Raw genomic sequence first — 14,977 nt, 5'->3', positions numbered from 1 at the left:
GATCAGCTGTTCTTGACGCGGAAGGTCTCGTGGCAGCCGCCACATTCCTTGCCGATCGCCGGCGCCGTCGCCTTGAGGCTGTCGAGATCCTTGATCTTGGCCTTGGCCTCGGTCACGACCTTGGCGAAGCTCTCGATCTTGGCCTTGAAGCCGGCCTGGTCTTCCCAGATCTTCGGCGACGGGCCGTAATCGCCCTCGAACTTCGCGGCCTTCAGGCTGGCCGGATACATCGTCGGCAGCTTCTTGGCGGTCTCGTCGAGCTGCGCCAGAGCGGCATTGACGGCGGCCTGGTCGTAGGGCTTCTCGCCCTTCACCATGGCGATCAGGACCCCGCCGAGATTCTTGGCGTTCGCCTTCATGGTGTCCTGGCTCTGCTTGACCAGATCCTGCTGTGCCATCACGGCGCCGGCCCCGAGCAGCAACGCTGCTGCTGCCACGACAGTCCGCTTCATCAATTCGCTCCTTTGTTGTCACAATCCATCCAGCCCACCTGAACGGATCGTTCGGTTCGGTCAACCCCTCAACCCGCGGGTTATTCCGGAATTGAGGCGGATATCGGAGAGGCTACGGAGGAAGGGTACTCAGAGACTGTGACGGCGATGCTGCTCCCGGATCGCGATCCAGACCCGCTCGGGGGTCGCCGGCATGTCGATGTGATCGATCTTGTACTCGCGCCAGAGCCCTTCGACGATGGCATTGACCACCGCCGGACATGAGCCGATGGCGCCCGCTTCGCCCGCGCCCTTGACGCCCATCGGGTTGGTCTTGCAGGGCACGTTATGGGTCTCGAAGGTAAAGGACGGCGCATCCGCGGCGCGCGGCAGCGCATAGTCCATGAAGCTGCCGGTGACCAGCTGGGCGTCGGAGTTGCTGTAGACCACCTGCTCCATCAGCGCCTGGCCGATCCCCTGCACCGCGCCACCATGCACCTGGCCAGCCAGGAGAAGCGGATTCAGCGTGACGCCGAAATCGTCGACGATGACGTAGTTGACGATTCTGATGATGCCGGTGGCGGGATCGATCTCGACTTCCGCCACATGGGTACCGTTCGGATAGGTGCCGTCGGCGCTGGCGAAGGTGGCGCTGCCATTGAGCTTGGCGGGATCAGCGCCAGCACGCTTGGCCAGATCGGCGAACGAGATCGCGCGGTCGGTGCCGGCGACACGGATCACGCCGTCGGCGATCTCGAGATCGCCGAGCCCGGCCTCAAGCGCCTCGGCGGCGATCTGCTTCAGCTTGTCGCCCAGCTCATGGGTGGCGCGCTGCACGCTGACGCCGCCCGACGGGATCGAGGCCGAGCCGCCGGTGCCGAGGCCGGTCGCGATCTCCTCGGTGTCGCCCTGATGGATGTGAATGCGCTCCGGCGGCAGGCCGAACTGCTCGGCGACGATCTGGGCGTAGGCGGTCTGATGGCCCTGCCCGCTCGACTGCGTGCCGATCAGGATGGTCACGTCGCCATTCGGGTCGAGCCGGACATTGGCGGTCTCCTCGCCCATGGTGCCGCAGACCTCGACATAGCTCGCAAGCCCGATGCCGCGGATCAGCCCGTGCTTCTTGGCCGCTTTGGCGCGCTTCGGAAATTCCTTCCACTCGGCGATCTCCATCGCGCGCTTGAGATGCGCGCTGAAATCGCCGGAATCGTAGACCTTGCCGGTCGCGGTCTTGTAGGGCAGCGCGCGCGGCGGAATGAAGTTCTTGCGCCGGACGGCATCGACCGTCATGTCGAGCTTGCGCGCGCAGGCGTCGACCAGGCGCTCGATCACATAGGCCGCCTCGGGGCGGCCGGCGCCGCGATAGGCATCGACCGGCACGGTATGCGTGAAGATCGTGCGTACACGGCAGTGGAAGGCCCGGATGTCGTAAAGGCCCGGCAGCATGCCGGCGCCACCATGCGGGATGTAGGGCGCGAAGGTCGAGAGATAGGCGCCCATGTCGCCCATCAGATCGACGTCCATCGCCAGGAACTTGCCATCCTCGGCGAGCGCCATCCGGGCGATGGTGACATTGTCGCGGCCCTGCGCATCACCCATGAAATGCTCGGAGCGATCGGCGGCCCAGCGCACCGATTTGCGCAGGCGGCGCGCGGCCACCGCGAGCAGCGCGTATTCCCGGTAGGGAAACAGCTTCGTGCCGAAGCCGCCGCCGACATCCGGGCAGATCACCCGCATCTTCTCGGTCGGCATCTTCAGCACGTTCTGGCAGAGAATGTCGCGCAGCCGATGGCTGCCCTGGCTGCCGGCCGTCAGGGTCAGATGGTCGCGCTTGGTGTCGTACTCGCAGACCGCAGCGCGGGTCTCCATGAAGCTCGCCACGACGCGCGGATTGACGATGCGAATCTCGGCGACGGCGTGCGCCTTGGCGAAGGCCGCGTCCACCGCCGCCTTGTCGCCGATCGAGACGTCGAACAGCACATTGCCCTTGTGCTCGGCCCACACCTGCGGCGCATCCGGCTTGATCGCGTTGACGACGCCGGTGACGGCCGGCAAGGTCGTCCACTCGACCTTGATCGCCTCGATGGCGTCGCGCGCATGGTCGAGCGAATCGGCGACGACGAAGGCGATGGCATCGCCGACGTGACGCACCTCTTCCTTGGCCAGGATCGGATAAGGCGGCGCGGTGAACGGATCGGTTTCGAGGTTGAACAGGCACGGCAATCCGCCGAGTTCAGCGGTGTCCTCGGCGGTCAGGATCAACGCCACGCCGGGCAGCAGCCGCGCCGCGGCGACATCGATGGTGAACGTGGCATGCGCATGCGGCGAGCGCAGCACCAGCGCATGCAACGCGGCAGACGGCGCAAGATCGTCGGTGTAGCGGCCCTTGCCGCGGATGAGCGCGTCATCCTCTTTCCGGAGAACGCTTTGTCCGACACCGAACTTGATTGGAGCTGCCATCTGGTTTCACGTCCCGCTTCGTTTTGGCGATATTGACGCCATCTTGCAGCGGATTGCGAGCCTGCGCAAACGTCATTCGCCGCGGCGCGGTCAACTCTCGGCCAGCGCCACGCGCGGCATGTTGCGCTGCGGTCGGAGCTCCGGGCCGATTCGACATGGCCCGGAGCCCCCGCCATCAGCACTCAATGCTGCGCGTGTTCCGCCTTGCCGGCCATGCCCTGCTGACCACCCGGTCCCTGCGCGCCGACCGCGAGCACGTCGAGCAGCACGGCCATTTTGCCGGCCCGCTCGAATTGCAACGTCACGGCCACCGTTTTGCCCTCGACGAGCGGCGTCTTGAGGCCGGTGAGCATCAGATGCATGCCGCCCGACGTCAACGCGACAGTCTGTCCCGCTGATATCGTCAGCCCCTGATCGAGCGGCCGCATCACCATGACGCCGTCGCGCGTCGACATCTCGTGGATCTCGACCGTCTCGGCCAAATCGCTGCTGGCCGCAACCAGGCGGTCCGGCTCACGCCCGGTATTCGTCATGGCGAAATAGCCGGCGCCGACCTTGGCGCCCGCCGGCGTGGCGCGGCTCCAGCCCGAGGACACGGTGATGTCGCCCTTTGACACGCCGCGCGGCGCATCGGCCGCAGTGAGACGCAGCAACGGCGCCGGATATTTGAGCGTATGCGGGTCCTGTCCGGCGGCAGCCGTCTCGACCCATTTGGCCACGCCTGTCTCGCACTCCTGGACCACGGGAAAGGCCATCGTATCGCCGGGCTTGAACGCATCGGCGATATAGCCGGTGAAGGTGAACTCGTCATAGAAGCCATCCTCCAGGCGGCCGCTCCAGCTGATCTCCTTGACGCCTTCGCCGAGCTGCGCGCCATGCATGAAATTGTAGGCGCGCGCATACGCGCCCTTCTTGATGTCGATGGACCAGCCCGGCTTCGGCATCGGCTTCACCGCAATCATGCCCTCCGGCACCTGCACGGTCAGCCGCACCGACGCGGACCCGTCACAGCCATGAGGGACGGCCAGAACCGCCTTGAACGACTTGCCGATCCGCGCCTCCGATTTGTCGAGCACGACATGGGCATGCGCCGCGGCTCCGCACACGGCAGCCGACAAGGCCATGAGACCAACCAGCATCGCTTTCACGACGGATGTCCTTTCAGTTGTCAGATGAGATTCGTCATTGCGCATCGCGCGCCCCTCACAGTTTGTAGCGGATGCCGGCATAGACGCCGCGGCCGTTGCCGGGATTGAACAGAGTGGACGTCGCCGTCGCGCGATCAATGATGCTCGTGGTGGCGATGTAGGCCTTGTTGGCGAGGTTGCGGCCCTCGAGATAGGCCGAAAAATGCTTGCCATCGTCGTAGGTCGCCTTCAGGCCCCACAACAGATAGGGCTCTGTCTTCAGCGTGTTGGCGCTGTCCACGAAATAGGACTCCGGCACCCATTCGACATTCGGGCCGACGGCGAAGCCGGCGGGATGCTTGTAGAGCAGCTCCGCGCGCAGGAAGTGCGGCGGCGCGCCAGGCAGGCGGTTGTTGCCCCAGGTCGCATCATTGCTGTAGCGGAAGTCGCTGTACGTATAGGCCAGATTGAGCCAGACCCGGTCGGGCGTATCGCTGTTGACGGCCAATCCCTTGAACAGGCTGATGCCGAGCCCGGCCTCGACGCCCTGATGCATGGTCTTGTCGGCATTGGTGACGTTGCAGGTGCCGAACGTCGAGAAGAAGCACTGCAGCTCGTTCTTGATATCGGCGTGATAGAGCGCGAGGTCCCAGGTGACGTCGGGACGCCGGCCGCGCGTGCCGATCTCGTAGGTCGTCGCCGTCTGCGCCTTGATGTTGTAGAATGGAACGGCCGTGCCGTTGCCCTCGCCGAAGCTCGGCGCCTCGCCGCTGCGCGAGACGTTGGCGAACACCTGCCAGCCCGGATCGACATCCCACAGCAGGCCGATCTTCGGGCTGAACAGGTCGAAGGTGCTGGTGCCGGACTTCGTCGCCGGATTGGTCGTGAAGTCGACCTGCTGCTCGCGCACGGCATGCAGATATTGCGCCCCCGCGATCAGCGACACCGCGGGCGTGACGTACCATGCATTCTCTGCATAGAGGGTGTAGTTCTCGGGACGCTGCACGGCCGCGAGCGTCTGCGCGCCCTTGTTGGCGCCGATGTTGACGTACTGATTCGCGTCCGTCGTGCCGTTCTGGATGTTGAGCCCGACCGTGAAGCGGTTGCGATGGCCGCCGATCTCCCGGTCGTCGACGGCGCGCACGAAGCCGCCATAGTCGTGATAGCGGTAGTCGAGCCATTGGAAGATCGGATGCATCAAATGCCGGTCGACCGCGAACACGCCGAACTCGATGTCGGTGTTGTCGAGCCGGAGGGTCGATTTGTTGGCGACCCGGACCGTGTCGATGTTGCGCTGCCAGTCGTTGAGGACGTTGTTGGCCGCAGCGGTCTGCGGCGAGTTGAGCGCGCTGGTCTTGGTCACCTCGCCCGGGATGCGCTGCCGCACCGAGTTGGCATTCAGATAGAAGCGGGTCTCGAAATCCGGCGAGACCTGATAGCCGACATTGGCGCTGCCGCGCTCGGCCGTGCCCCAGCTATGATCGCGATAGCCATCCGTGCGCGAGGCCGAGCCGGTGACGAAGTAATCGAGCGGGCCGCTGACGCCACCAGTCGAGGCCTGCCCGCGCAGATAGCCGAAGGCGCCGCCGTCGAGCCGGCTGTCGAACGCGGACGCGTCGCGCCCCGTCGGCGTCACGAAATTGACCGCGCCGCCGAGCGAATTGGCGCCGTAGCGCAGCGCATTGGCGCCCTTATAGACCTCGACATAGCGGTAGGCGGTCGGGTCGATCTCCTGGAAGTCGCCATAGCCGTCGGCGGTGTTGATCGGAATGCCGTCGAGATAGAGCTGGGTGCCGCGCAGATGGAAATTGCGCGACAGGCCGGAGCCGCGAATCGACAGCCGTGTGTCGTCGCCCCATTTCGGCTGCGCGAACACGCCGGGCACGTAGTCGAGCACATCTTTGATGGTCTGAGCCGGAGCATTCCTGAACGCGGTGTCGGGCACGACGGCGACCGCGCCCGGCGTCTGCTGGATGCGCTGCGTCGCGGTTTGCGTGGTCGGCGCGGTCAGGCTCGGCGCCGAACCCGCGGGGCCAGCAGGACCAGCGGCCGCGGTCTGCGGCGCGGCCCCCCCCCGCGGCACCCGCGGGCCCGGCGCGGGTCGATCGGTGGCGGGTCTGGCGGGGCGCGCGGCGGTGCGCTTGACCGGGTCGACGGTGACCGTCGGAAGCGTCGGGGCCTGCTGGGCCTGGGCGAAACATGGAGAAGACAACGTGACAAAGCACGTCGCCGCGCACAGCGCGGTTACGGAACGGGACATGATGAACCTCTGGACGAACGAAACCTGATGGAAAATTCAATCAGGCGTTCGCGGGAGGTCCTTGCGACAGTCGCGGTTCACGGAGGCGGGAGTCGCGCGCGGCCCAGGCCACGAAGGTGGCGAGCCGCAATTCCGCGGCGCTGCGCGCCAGCGTTTCCGCGGCCGCTGTCGGTACAGGCGCGGCATGGGCGGCAAAGGCACAAACGGCGCAGAAATCCTTGTGGAGAACGGCTGAGGCCGGCGCGCTTGGATCATGCGTCGTGCCGCCTTGCGCATCCGTACAGATGACGCCGAGATCGCTGGAGGCCGCCGCGGCCATTTGCGCCGACATCGCGCCGGCGAGCACCATCTGCAGCGCGATCAGATAGGCGGCCATGATGCTGACCGCCCTCCTCGCCCACGCTACATTGTGTCGCCGTCGTCTCACACCGATCTCCCCACCGGGGACCATATTCGGCGCGCTGCGCACGCGCAAGCCGGCAACAACGACGCGCGTGGTATCTGATGAGTTCGCGCGGCTGCCACCATCGGCGCCACACGACGCCGTCTGATCAGCGCCGCACCAGCGCCTTGAGCCAGCGCGGACCGAACAATGCGAGGATCGCTCCGGCATAGATGACGGCGCCGGCCGCGATCAGCAGGCCGAGCACGGCCTCGTCCTGCAGGCGGCCCAGAAATGCGAGATGAGGCGCCGCGAAGAAGGCCGTCGACCACAGGGCCGCGGCGAGCACGAGGCCGGTCGCGGCGAATTTCAGCAGCGACGAGGTGAGCCGCCGGTCGAACCGCAGATAGCCCTTGTGCACCGCGAATCCGAGCACCAACAGCAGATTGATCCAGGCGCCGACCGCCGTCGCCAGGGCCAGCCCGACCTGGGCCAAGGTCCCCATCAGCAGCACTTTGAGCAGCACGTTGACGGTGAGGCCGGTCAGCGACGCCTTGACCGGCGTCGCGGTGTCCTTGCGGGCATAGAAGGTCGAGACCGCGCTGCGGATCATCACGAAGGGAATGAGGCCGACGGCATAGGCGGCCAGCGTTGCGCCGGCCGCCGCGGCATCGCCCTTGGTGAAGGCGCCGCGCGCGAACATCGCGCGGGTGATGACATCGGGCACGGCGAGGAAGGCGGCCACGAACGGCACCGAGAACAACAGCGTGAACTCGAAGGCGCGGCGCTGCTGCTCCATGGCGCCTTCGTGGTCATTGGCCGTCAGCCGCCGCGACATTTCCGGCAGCAGCACGGTGCCGATGGCAATGCCGATCACGCCGATCGGCAGCTGGTTGAGACGGTCGGCATAATACAACGCCGAGATCGCGCCGGCGGGGAGGAACGTCGCGATGATGGTGTCGGCGAACATCGCGACCTGCGTGCCCATCGAGCCCAACGTGGCCGGTCCCAGCGCGCGGAAGAAGGCGCGGATGTCGTCGTCGAGCTTGAGCGACGCAAAGCGCGGCAGACCGCCATGGCGGGCGAGATCGCCGGCGAGCAGAAAATACTGCAGGAAGCCCGAGATCAGCACGCCCCAGGCCGCGGCATGGCCCACGCCGGGGAAGAACGCTGCCAGCGCCAGGGTCGCCATCATCGCGAGGTTGAGGAAGATCGAGGCCGCCGCGGCGCTGGCGAAGCGCTGCATCACGTTGAGCATGCCGCCATACAGCGTCACCAGCGTGATCAAGAGCAGATAGGGAAAGGTGATGCGGGTGAGCGTGATGGCAAGCTCGCGCTGTGCCGGATCGTCGGTGAAGCCAGGCGCCAGGACCGTCATGGCCTGCGGCATGAAGGCCCAGGCCAGGATCAGCAGCACGATTTGCGAGGCCAGCAGCAAAGTGAAGATGCGGTCGGCAAACAGGCCGGCCTGTGCCGGCCCCTTCTCGCCATGGACATGCGCATAGGCCGGCACGAAAGCGGCGTTGAACGCGCCCTCGGCAAAGATCGCCCGAAAATGGTTCGGCAGCCGGAACGCAATGAAAAACGCGTCCGCCACCGGCCCGGCGCCAAGTATCGCCGCCAGCATGATGTCGCGGGCAAAGCCGGTGAGCCGCGACAGCAGCGTATAGCCACCAACCGTGAAGATCCGTCCAAGCATGGGGGGCTTCTAGAGCATTGGGCGGGGAGTTTGAAGCAGAGAACGTGGGCTGGTCCGGCTTGCGGCGAGAGTGTGGCAACGAGCCCGCGGCTCCCGCGGGCGGCCTTGGCTGAAGAGGCCACCCCATTTGGAGCATGGCCCGCGCCTATGTCAGCTTCGGGGAACGCAATATCGAGCTCGACCGACTGATGTTTGCGGCGCCGCTCGTTCCCAATGAGCCCTCAAACCGAGCGGGGAAAGGCTGCTGACGGGCTTCCTCAACCCGCAGGGCCAAGGCGAAAGCAATCCCTGGCGCGCTCGCGGCCGACGACGACTGTCCGTGGCCGCGCTCGACCGCGCCCGAGAGACCGGAGAACCGGGACCCGCCAATTCGGACCGAGCCAGCGATCTTCTATGCAAAATAAAAGTCGCTCTGATGCGCGAACAATTGCGCGGTCGTGACATGCTGCAGCGTGATCGTATCGTGCGCGGCGTCTGTCATCACGGCGTTGCCGAGTGCATCATCATGTGTTGCTGCCAGCAGTGCGGTGACGTCCGAAAATACGGTTTTGCTGAATTGAAGAGTATCCGTTGCGGGCGCAAAGTTCGCAAGGATGACCTGACCGAAATTCGGTGCGAACACGAACGTGTCGTGCGCGGTCGAGTCGGCGACCTGGCTTGCGGCTCCGGTCGGCCCAGAAGATGGCGCGACAGCGATCAGCGTTCCGCCGTTGCCGTCACTCGCGAAATGGAAGCTGTCCTGCGAATACAGGCCGAGGACATGGAGAGACGCCGTGGTCAAGCCGTCGGTCACGGAAAGTGTACCGGAGGAATTGTCGAAGGTGGAGTGAGCCTTACTAAAGTCGAGGCCGCGAAGCTCGATCTGATCGGCCCCCGCGGAGCCGTTTCCGACGATAACAGCGCTCAACGCAGACGGCGTAACCGGAGGGTTCGTTCCTTTGAGCGTCACGTCCGCTGATGACCCTGAAACAGGCGTGAAGGTAGCCGAGCTTGCGACGCTGGAACTGCTCGGCACGCCAATCACGCCGTCGCCGTTGAGGTCCTGGTGGAAGATCGTCTCGAATTGTTCGGCGACGGCGCTCGTCCCGGATACGAGGTCCGTCAAATTGCCGGTATAGTTGCCGTTACTATCCGTCGACCAGAACGTGAACTCGTTGGTGCCTGGGATCTTCCAGGCGATGTCGTAGCCGTTCGCGGTCTGAATCGCTCCAACGGGAGCAATACTGCCGAACTCGCCGACAACCACGGGAGCGCCGGAATATTTCAACTCGGGCCCCGATCCGTTGATGTACATGTAATAGTTGTCGGCGATCGCCAGCAGGCTGGTCGCTACATCGGTCTGAATCACCGATGACGTGACACCAGTGCTGCCGTCGCCATTCAGGTCCCGGCCGAAGGCAGCTTCCGCCGACTCGACCAGGAAGGCGGTCCCGTGCACCAAGCCAGTGATGTTTCCGACGTAGTTGCCGTTCGTGTCGACCGTCCAGAAAGTGAACTCTGTGGTGCCGGGAATCTGCCAGACGATCTCATAGCCGTTGGAGGTCGCGATCGCTCCAATAGGATTGATATTGCCGAACTCGCCGGCGACCACCGGGGCACCGCCGTAGTTCAGTTCAGGCCCCGAACCATGGGTGTAGATATAGTAATTGTCCGCGATCGCCAGCAGGCTGGTCGACCCGGCGGTCTGGATCAGCGATGACGTAACGCCGACTGTACCATCGCCGTTCAGGTCCTGACCGAAGACGGTCTCAAACTGCTCGACTGCGAAACTGTTGCCCGACACCAAGCCTGAAAGGTTCGAGGTGTAGTTGCCGTTGATATCTGTCGACCAGAACGTGAACTCATTGGTGCCGGGAACCTTCCAGGCGATGTCGTAGCCGTTCGCGGTCTGAACCGCACCGATCGGACTGATGCTGCCGAACTGGCCCGCGGTGACTGGCGCGCCACCGTACATGAGCCCGGATTCGGTGCTGCCACTAATCAGCAGGTAGTGGTTCCCACCTTGAGCAAGGCTCGTTGATCCATCGGTCTGAAGAATAGCAGGCGTCGTGTTGAAGCCGATCGCATCGAGCACTTCCCTATCCACCGCAGTGAGCGACTGGATTGTTTTCGAATTGCCAAACTCGTTGAAGGGATCGTTCGGTCCCTGCACGCCGCTATTCAGAAAATCGCTCGAATCCGAGGTCTGACCGAAATCGGCCAGCTTCGTGTTCCCGCCATCGATCGAGAAATAGGCGGGGACCGCCGTGCCGTCTGTCGAATAAAGGTGGTTGCCCGCACTCGTGTAACGTACAAAATCAAAAGTACCTGCGGCAATTGCGGCGCCGGAACCAGATACGCCAGAACTGGGCTCCCGTCCCATCGCATGGGTCAACTCGTGCAGAGCGGCGCCGACCAGCAGATTGGTCGGAATCGAGGGATCAAAGCCGACGGCTCCATCTATGACGGAGGCCGTTGGCGACATCAGACCCAAAGCTTTCGCAACCGCAGAGCTTACGCCAAAAGCATAGTGGTTATCGATGGTCGACGTGTTCGGCAATGAGTTCACGACCGACTGATCGAGCACCGAGGTCTCGTGGGCTGCGAGCGCGGACCTCAGATCCGAATAATTAACGAAAAGGTCGTCCAAAGATCCGCCGAGCGCTTGTCCCTTTTTGGTTGTGAACGCGCCGTTGTTCCAATCGCCGTACCCGACAAGAATTGTAACTGTGATGTTGTCGAGGATTTCTACGTCCAGAATGTTGGCCGCAGTCTGCATCGCGTCCCTGAAGCTCTGCGGAGCCGCAAGAGCGGAACTTTCATAATTGAGGACGAGATTCATTCGTGCGCCTAACCTCTGGGCTTCTGCCGGCCAGGACTATTATGAATGGAGCAATTTTTGTAAATGATGACTCTTGGTTGCACTAGGGAATTGGATTCCGAAGTAAGCTATTGTGTACGCTTGTTTCTTTTAGTTGCCGCACAACTTACGCGTGATCCCATGGCTACATAGTCACCATGCGGCTGCAAATCCGACGCAACTGTGCATTTTGAAATGGGCGCTCAGTTGATGCCGATCGTCCTCGCCGACGAGGCACACGAGAGCGGCTCCCACACGACGCTGTCACCCGGAACAACCCTGCTGGCACAACGCGTCGGCGGACGCCGATCCGGGATCCCGCGTGCAGTCGATGGGGCGCGCGGATCGGGCCGCCTGCCCCTTTCAGACATCACGCGCAAAGGTCCCTGCATTCGCAGGGACGATATGATCATTGGGGCTGCCGCGGGGCAGATCACCTGCACCGCGTTGCCGCCTGCGCAGCGTAGGGGTGAGGTGAGTGATGCGTGAGGCTTCAACCCGCCAATGCGCCGCGAACGACGTCGATGATGCGGGCTTGCGTGGGCTCGTCGAGATAGGCGTGCATCGGCAGGCTGATGACGTCGGCGGACAGCTGCTCGCTGACCGGCAGGCCGCCATCGGCGCTCGGGAAGATGCGGTAGGCGGTCTGCTGATGCATCGACTTCGGATAATAGATCGCGGTCGGAATGCCCTGCGCCTTGAGCGCACCTGCGAAGGTATCGCGGTCGACGCCCTTGGGCAGGCGGATGGTGTATTGCGCCCAGACCGAGGTGCAGCCTTCGGCGAGGCGCGGCACCTTCACGACATCCGCCAGCGCGGCCGTGTAGCGCTCGGCCACCACGTTGCGCGCGACGATCTCGTCCTCGAAAATCTTGAGCTTCTCGATCAGGACCGCGGCCTGGATGGTGTCGAGCCGTGCGGTCAGGCCGAGACGGACATTGTCGTATTTGTCGCTGCCGCCGCCATGGGCGCGGACGCTGCGCAGGCGCTCCAAGAGGCCGGCATCGTCGGTGAGGATGGCGCCGCCGTCGCCGAAGCAGCCGAGCGGCTTGGCCGGATAGAAGCTGGTCGCGGTCGCCAGCCCGAAGGTGCCGATGCGGCGCCCCTTGTAGCTGGCGCCAAAGCCCTGCGCGGCATCGTCGAGCACGAACAGCCCTTCCGCCTCGGCGATTGCGGCGACCGAGTCGTGGTCCGCGCTTTGACCGAACAGATCAACCGGGATCACGGCCTTGGGCTTCAGGCCGAGCCGCTTCGCGGTGACGATGCCACGCCGCAGCGAGGCCGGATCGATGTTGAAGGTCTCTTCCAGCACGTCGACGAAGACAGGCGTGGCGCCCGTGAGCGCGACCGCTTCGCCGGTCGCGCAGAAGGTGAAGGACGGGCACAGCACCGCGTCGCCCGGGCCGATGCCCTGGGCCATCAGCACCATCAGCAGCGCGTCAGTGCCGCTGGAGCAGCTCACGGCATATTTGGCGCCACAATAGGCCGCCAGTTCGGCTTCGAACTGGATGATCTCGGGGCCACCGAGAAACTGGCAATGCGCCAGGACACGGGCGACGGCCTCATCGAGGGATTTGCCGAGCCGCTGGCGCTGCGCGGCGGTGTCGATGAACGGAATGGGCTGATGACGCAGGTGCTGGTTCATGAGGTCTGACAAAGTTTCGCAAAAGAAAAAATGGGTGAAGCGGCAGCCGGGTCGATCAGCCGGCGGCGCGACGCTTGGTGGCGGCGGCCTCGGCCGGCCGATGGCTGGACGTCTCCAGGCACTGCGTGGCGATGGCGAGGCTCGCGACGCCCTCGTCGCCGGTGACGGCCGGAGAGGTGCCCGAGCGCACCGCGTGCAGGAACGCGATCAGTTCGGCGCGCAGCGGCTCGTCATGCCCGACCGGCAGATGCCGCATCGAGTAGCTGCCGTCCGGCTTGAAGCCGAAGCACTCGGTGACCTGACGGGTCAGGAGATCGCCCATGATATATTTGCCGCGCGTCGCCACCGTGACGTTGCGCGCCTTGAACGGCGTCAGCCAGTTGGTGTTGATGTGGGCGAGCACGCCGGAGGCGGTGCGGAACTGCAGCAGCGCGATGTCCTCGCGTTCGGCCACCGCGCTCGACAGCTGCGGCTGCACCTCGACAATGTCGGATTCGGTGAACCAGCGGATCAGGTCGATGTCGTGCACGGCGAGATCGATGACGACGCCGACATTCGACATGCGCGGCGGGAACGGGCCGACGCGGGTGATCGCGATGGACAGGAGGTCTTCGCCCGCGATCGCCTTCTTGATCGCGGCGACCGCCGGATTGAAGCGCTCGACATGGCCGATCATCAAGGTGACGCCGGCGCGATGCGCGGCCGTGACGATCTCCTTGCCCTCCTCCACGGTGGAGGCGATCGGCTTCTCAACCATCAGATGCACCTTACGCGCAATGCAAGCGAGCGCGAGTTCGTGATGCAGATGGGTCGGAGCCGCCACGGTGACCGCGTCGACTCCCTCGGCGGCGAGCTGGTCGAGGGTCTCGAATGTGGGACAGTTCGCGAGCTCGGTGACACGGCTGCGATGGGCAGGAAGCGGATCGACGACGCCGACGAGATGCACATCGGGCAACCCGGCAAGCACGCGGGCATGATTGCTGCCCATCACGCCGGCTCCGATGACGCCGACCCGCAGCGCCTGCCTCAGATCGGCCTTGTGGCCTGCCCCCTTGGAACTCATATCGACGACCCCATCGGTATTCCGGAATTGCGATGCCACGGACTGGCCATAACAGTTAACGAACTGCAAATCAGCCGGACGCAGTTCTCCTAGCATGTCGCCTCAAGCGAGGCGAATGCGGAAACCTCTTTCAGGACACGATTTGATTCAGAAAGTTACATTCGACACCGGGAAAAAACGGTGTGTTTTGAACGAGCTGCGGGGCGGACTTCGCGTACGGCAGGCCGCTCCTCACGCCGCGATGCAGGGAGCCGCTGCAACGCGTGAGCTGTTGTCACAGCTGCGTGTAGCTCGCGTGAGGAGGTAACACGGTGGCGCGGCGAGCGAAGGAGCTGAGACCCAATCGCTGGAGAACGCCCATGGTCCGAAGCCTCGTCTCGTTCCGCCACATCGCTCACCTCGCCGTGATGCTGGCGGCTTTTGCCCCTTGGGCGCCCTCGGCCGCAGCCGTGGACCGGCCCGTGGTGATCGAACTCTTCACCTCGCAAGGCTGCTCCTCCTGCCCGCCGGCGAATGCCTATCTCAACGAGATGGTGCGGCAGCGACGCGACGTGCTGCCGCTCGCCTTTCACGTCACTTATTGGGATCGGCTCGGCTGGAAGGATCCATTCTCGCTTGCAGCCGCCACCGATCGCCAGGCCCGCTATGGCAGCCGTTTCGGCGACGGCTCCTACACGCCGGAGATCGTCGTCGACGGCCTCAGCAGCCATGTCGGCACCAACAGGGCCGAGATCGGACCGGCGATCGACCGCGCACGCGGCCAAGCGTCCTCCGCGGCCATCGTCAAGCTCGCGCGCAGCGGCGAGACGCTCACGGTGGAGGTCGGCGGCGGAGAAGGACGCGGACGCGTCGTGCTGGTCGGATTCGATCACCGGCATGAGACGGCGATCCGGCGCGGAGAGAATGACGGCCGCACGCTCGAGGAGCTGAACGTGGTCCGCTCGGTCCGCGCCCTCGGCGAGTGGACCGGCACCGCGCTGCGTCTCGTCGCGCCGCTGCCGGAGGGCGAGGATGCGGCCGTGCTTCTCGAAACCGCAGACGGACGCATCGTCGGGGCCGCGCGGCTGTGAT

General features: G+C 64.6%; 10 protein-coding genes. 1 reads left to right on the top strand and 9 read right to left on the bottom strand.

The features are described 5' to 3' along the window. Nucleotides 1-2: 2 nt before the first annotated feature. From HL671_RS29570 to HL671_RS29530, 9 genes are all read right to left on the bottom strand, one after another. Nucleotides 3-452: a c-type cytochrome gene (locus tag HL671_RS29570; protein ID WP_012045525.1), complete on the bottom strand. Its 450-nt coding sequence runs from the start codon at nt 450-452 to the stop codon at nt 3-5. 129 nt (nt 453-581) lie between these two features. Beyond that, a complete protein-coding gene (locus tag HL671_RS29565) occupies nt 582-2,891 on the bottom strand; it encodes a xanthine dehydrogenase family protein molybdopterin-binding subunit (protein ID WP_012045526.1) in 2,310 nt (769 codons plus the stop codon). Nucleotides 2,892-3,073: 182 nt separating this feature from the next. Then, nucleotides 3,074-4,039 (bottom strand): DUF1775 domain-containing protein, encoded by a 966-nt coding sequence (locus tag HL671_RS29560; RefSeq protein ID WP_012045527.1) that lies wholly within the window; start codon nt 4,037-4,039, stop codon nt 3,074-3,076. 55 nt (nt 4,040-4,094) lie between these two features. Further along, a complete protein-coding gene (locus HL671_RS29555; RefSeq protein WP_172241175.1) occupies nt 4,095-6,278 on the bottom strand; it encodes a TonB-dependent receptor family protein in 2,184 nt (727 codons plus the stop codon). Nucleotides 6,279-6,318: 40 nt separating this feature from the next. Then, nucleotides 6,319-6,654, bottom strand: coding sequence for a DUF2946 family protein (locus tag HL671_RS29550; RefSeq protein ID WP_148221504.1), 336 nt, complete (start codon nt 6,652-6,654; stop codon nt 6,319-6,321). A 175-nt stretch (nt 6,655-6,829) separates the two neighbouring features. Continuing rightward, nucleotides 6,830-8,359 carry a murein biosynthesis integral membrane protein MurJ gene (gene murJ / locus HL671_RS29545; RefSeq protein WP_172241169.1) on the bottom strand — a complete coding sequence of 510 codons (1,530 nt, stop codon included), beginning with the start codon at nt 8,357-8,359 and terminating at the stop codon, nt 6,830-6,832. 391 nt (nt 8,360-8,750) lie between these two features. Continuing rightward, a complete protein-coding gene (locus HL671_RS29540; protein ID WP_172241166.1) occupies nt 8,751-11,180 on the bottom strand; it encodes an NF038122 family metalloprotease in 2,430 nt (809 codons plus the stop codon). A 511-nt stretch (nt 11,181-11,691) separates the two neighbouring features. Further along, nucleotides 11,692-12,843: a DegT/DnrJ/EryC1/StrS family aminotransferase gene (locus tag HL671_RS29535; protein WP_172241162.1), complete on the bottom strand. Its 1,152-nt coding sequence runs from the start codon at nt 12,841-12,843 to the stop codon at nt 11,692-11,694. 55 nt (nt 12,844-12,898) lie between these two features. Continuing rightward, complete coding sequence (locus tag HL671_RS29530; protein ID WP_172241159.1) at nt 12,899-13,906, bottom strand: Gfo/Idh/MocA family protein; 1,008 nt, start codon at nt 13,904-13,906, stop codon at nt 12,899-12,901. Between the two features lie 359 nt (nt 13,907-14,265). Between HL671_RS29530 and HL671_RS29525 the strand changes: the two genes are divergently transcribed. After that, complete coding sequence (locus HL671_RS29525) at nt 14,266-14,976, top strand: DUF1223 domain-containing protein (RefSeq protein WP_172241156.1); 711 nt, start codon at nt 14,266-14,268, stop codon at nt 14,974-14,976. Nucleotide 14,977: the final 1 nt, after the last annotated feature.

The sequence above is a fragment of the Bradyrhizobium denitrificans genome (assembly GCF_013179005.1).
In the GTDB taxonomy this organism is placed as follows: Bacteria; Pseudomonadota; Alphaproteobacteria; order Rhizobiales; family Xanthobacteraceae; genus Bradyrhizobium; species Bradyrhizobium denitrificans.
Note: the sequence above shows the minus strand (reverse complement) of the source record. Positions and strands in the feature narration are given on the sequence as shown.

Excerpts from the sequence above, each read along its gene's own strand:
- HL671_RS29570 (WP_012045525.1), bottom strand. The coding sequence starts at position 452 with ATGAAGCGGACTGTCGTGGCAGCAGCAGCGTTGCTGCTCGGGGCCGGC.
- HL671_RS29565 (WP_012045526.1), bottom strand. The coding sequence starts at position 2,891 with ATGGCAGCTCCAATCAAGTTCGGTGTCGGACAAAGCGTTCTCCGGAAA.
- HL671_RS29555 (WP_172241175.1), bottom strand. The coding sequence starts at position 6,278 with ATGTCCCGTTCCGTAACCGCGCTGTGCGCGGCGACGTGCTTTGTCACG.
- HL671_RS29550 (WP_148221504.1), bottom strand. The coding sequence starts at position 6,654 with ATGGCCGCCTATCTGATCGCGCTGCAGATGGTGCTCGCCGGCGCGATG.
- murJ (WP_172241169.1), bottom strand. The coding sequence starts at position 8,359 with ATGCTTGGACGGATCTTCACGGTTGGTGGCTATACGCTGCTGTCGCGG.
- HL671_RS29540 (WP_172241166.1), bottom strand. The coding sequence starts at position 11,180 with ATGAATCTCGTCCTCAATTATGAAAGTTCCGCTCTTGCGGCTCCGCAG.
- HL671_RS29535 (WP_172241162.1), bottom strand. The coding sequence starts at position 12,843 with ATGAACCAGCACCTGCGTCATCAGCCCATTCCGTTCATCGACACCGCC.
- HL671_RS29530 (WP_172241159.1), bottom strand. The coding sequence starts at position 13,906 with ATGAGTTCCAAGGGGGCAGGCCACAAGGCCGATCTGAGGCAGGCGCTG.
- HL671_RS29525 (WP_172241156.1), top strand. The coding sequence starts at position 14,266 with ATGGTCCGAAGCCTCGTCTCGTTCCGCCACATCGCTCACCTCGCCGTG.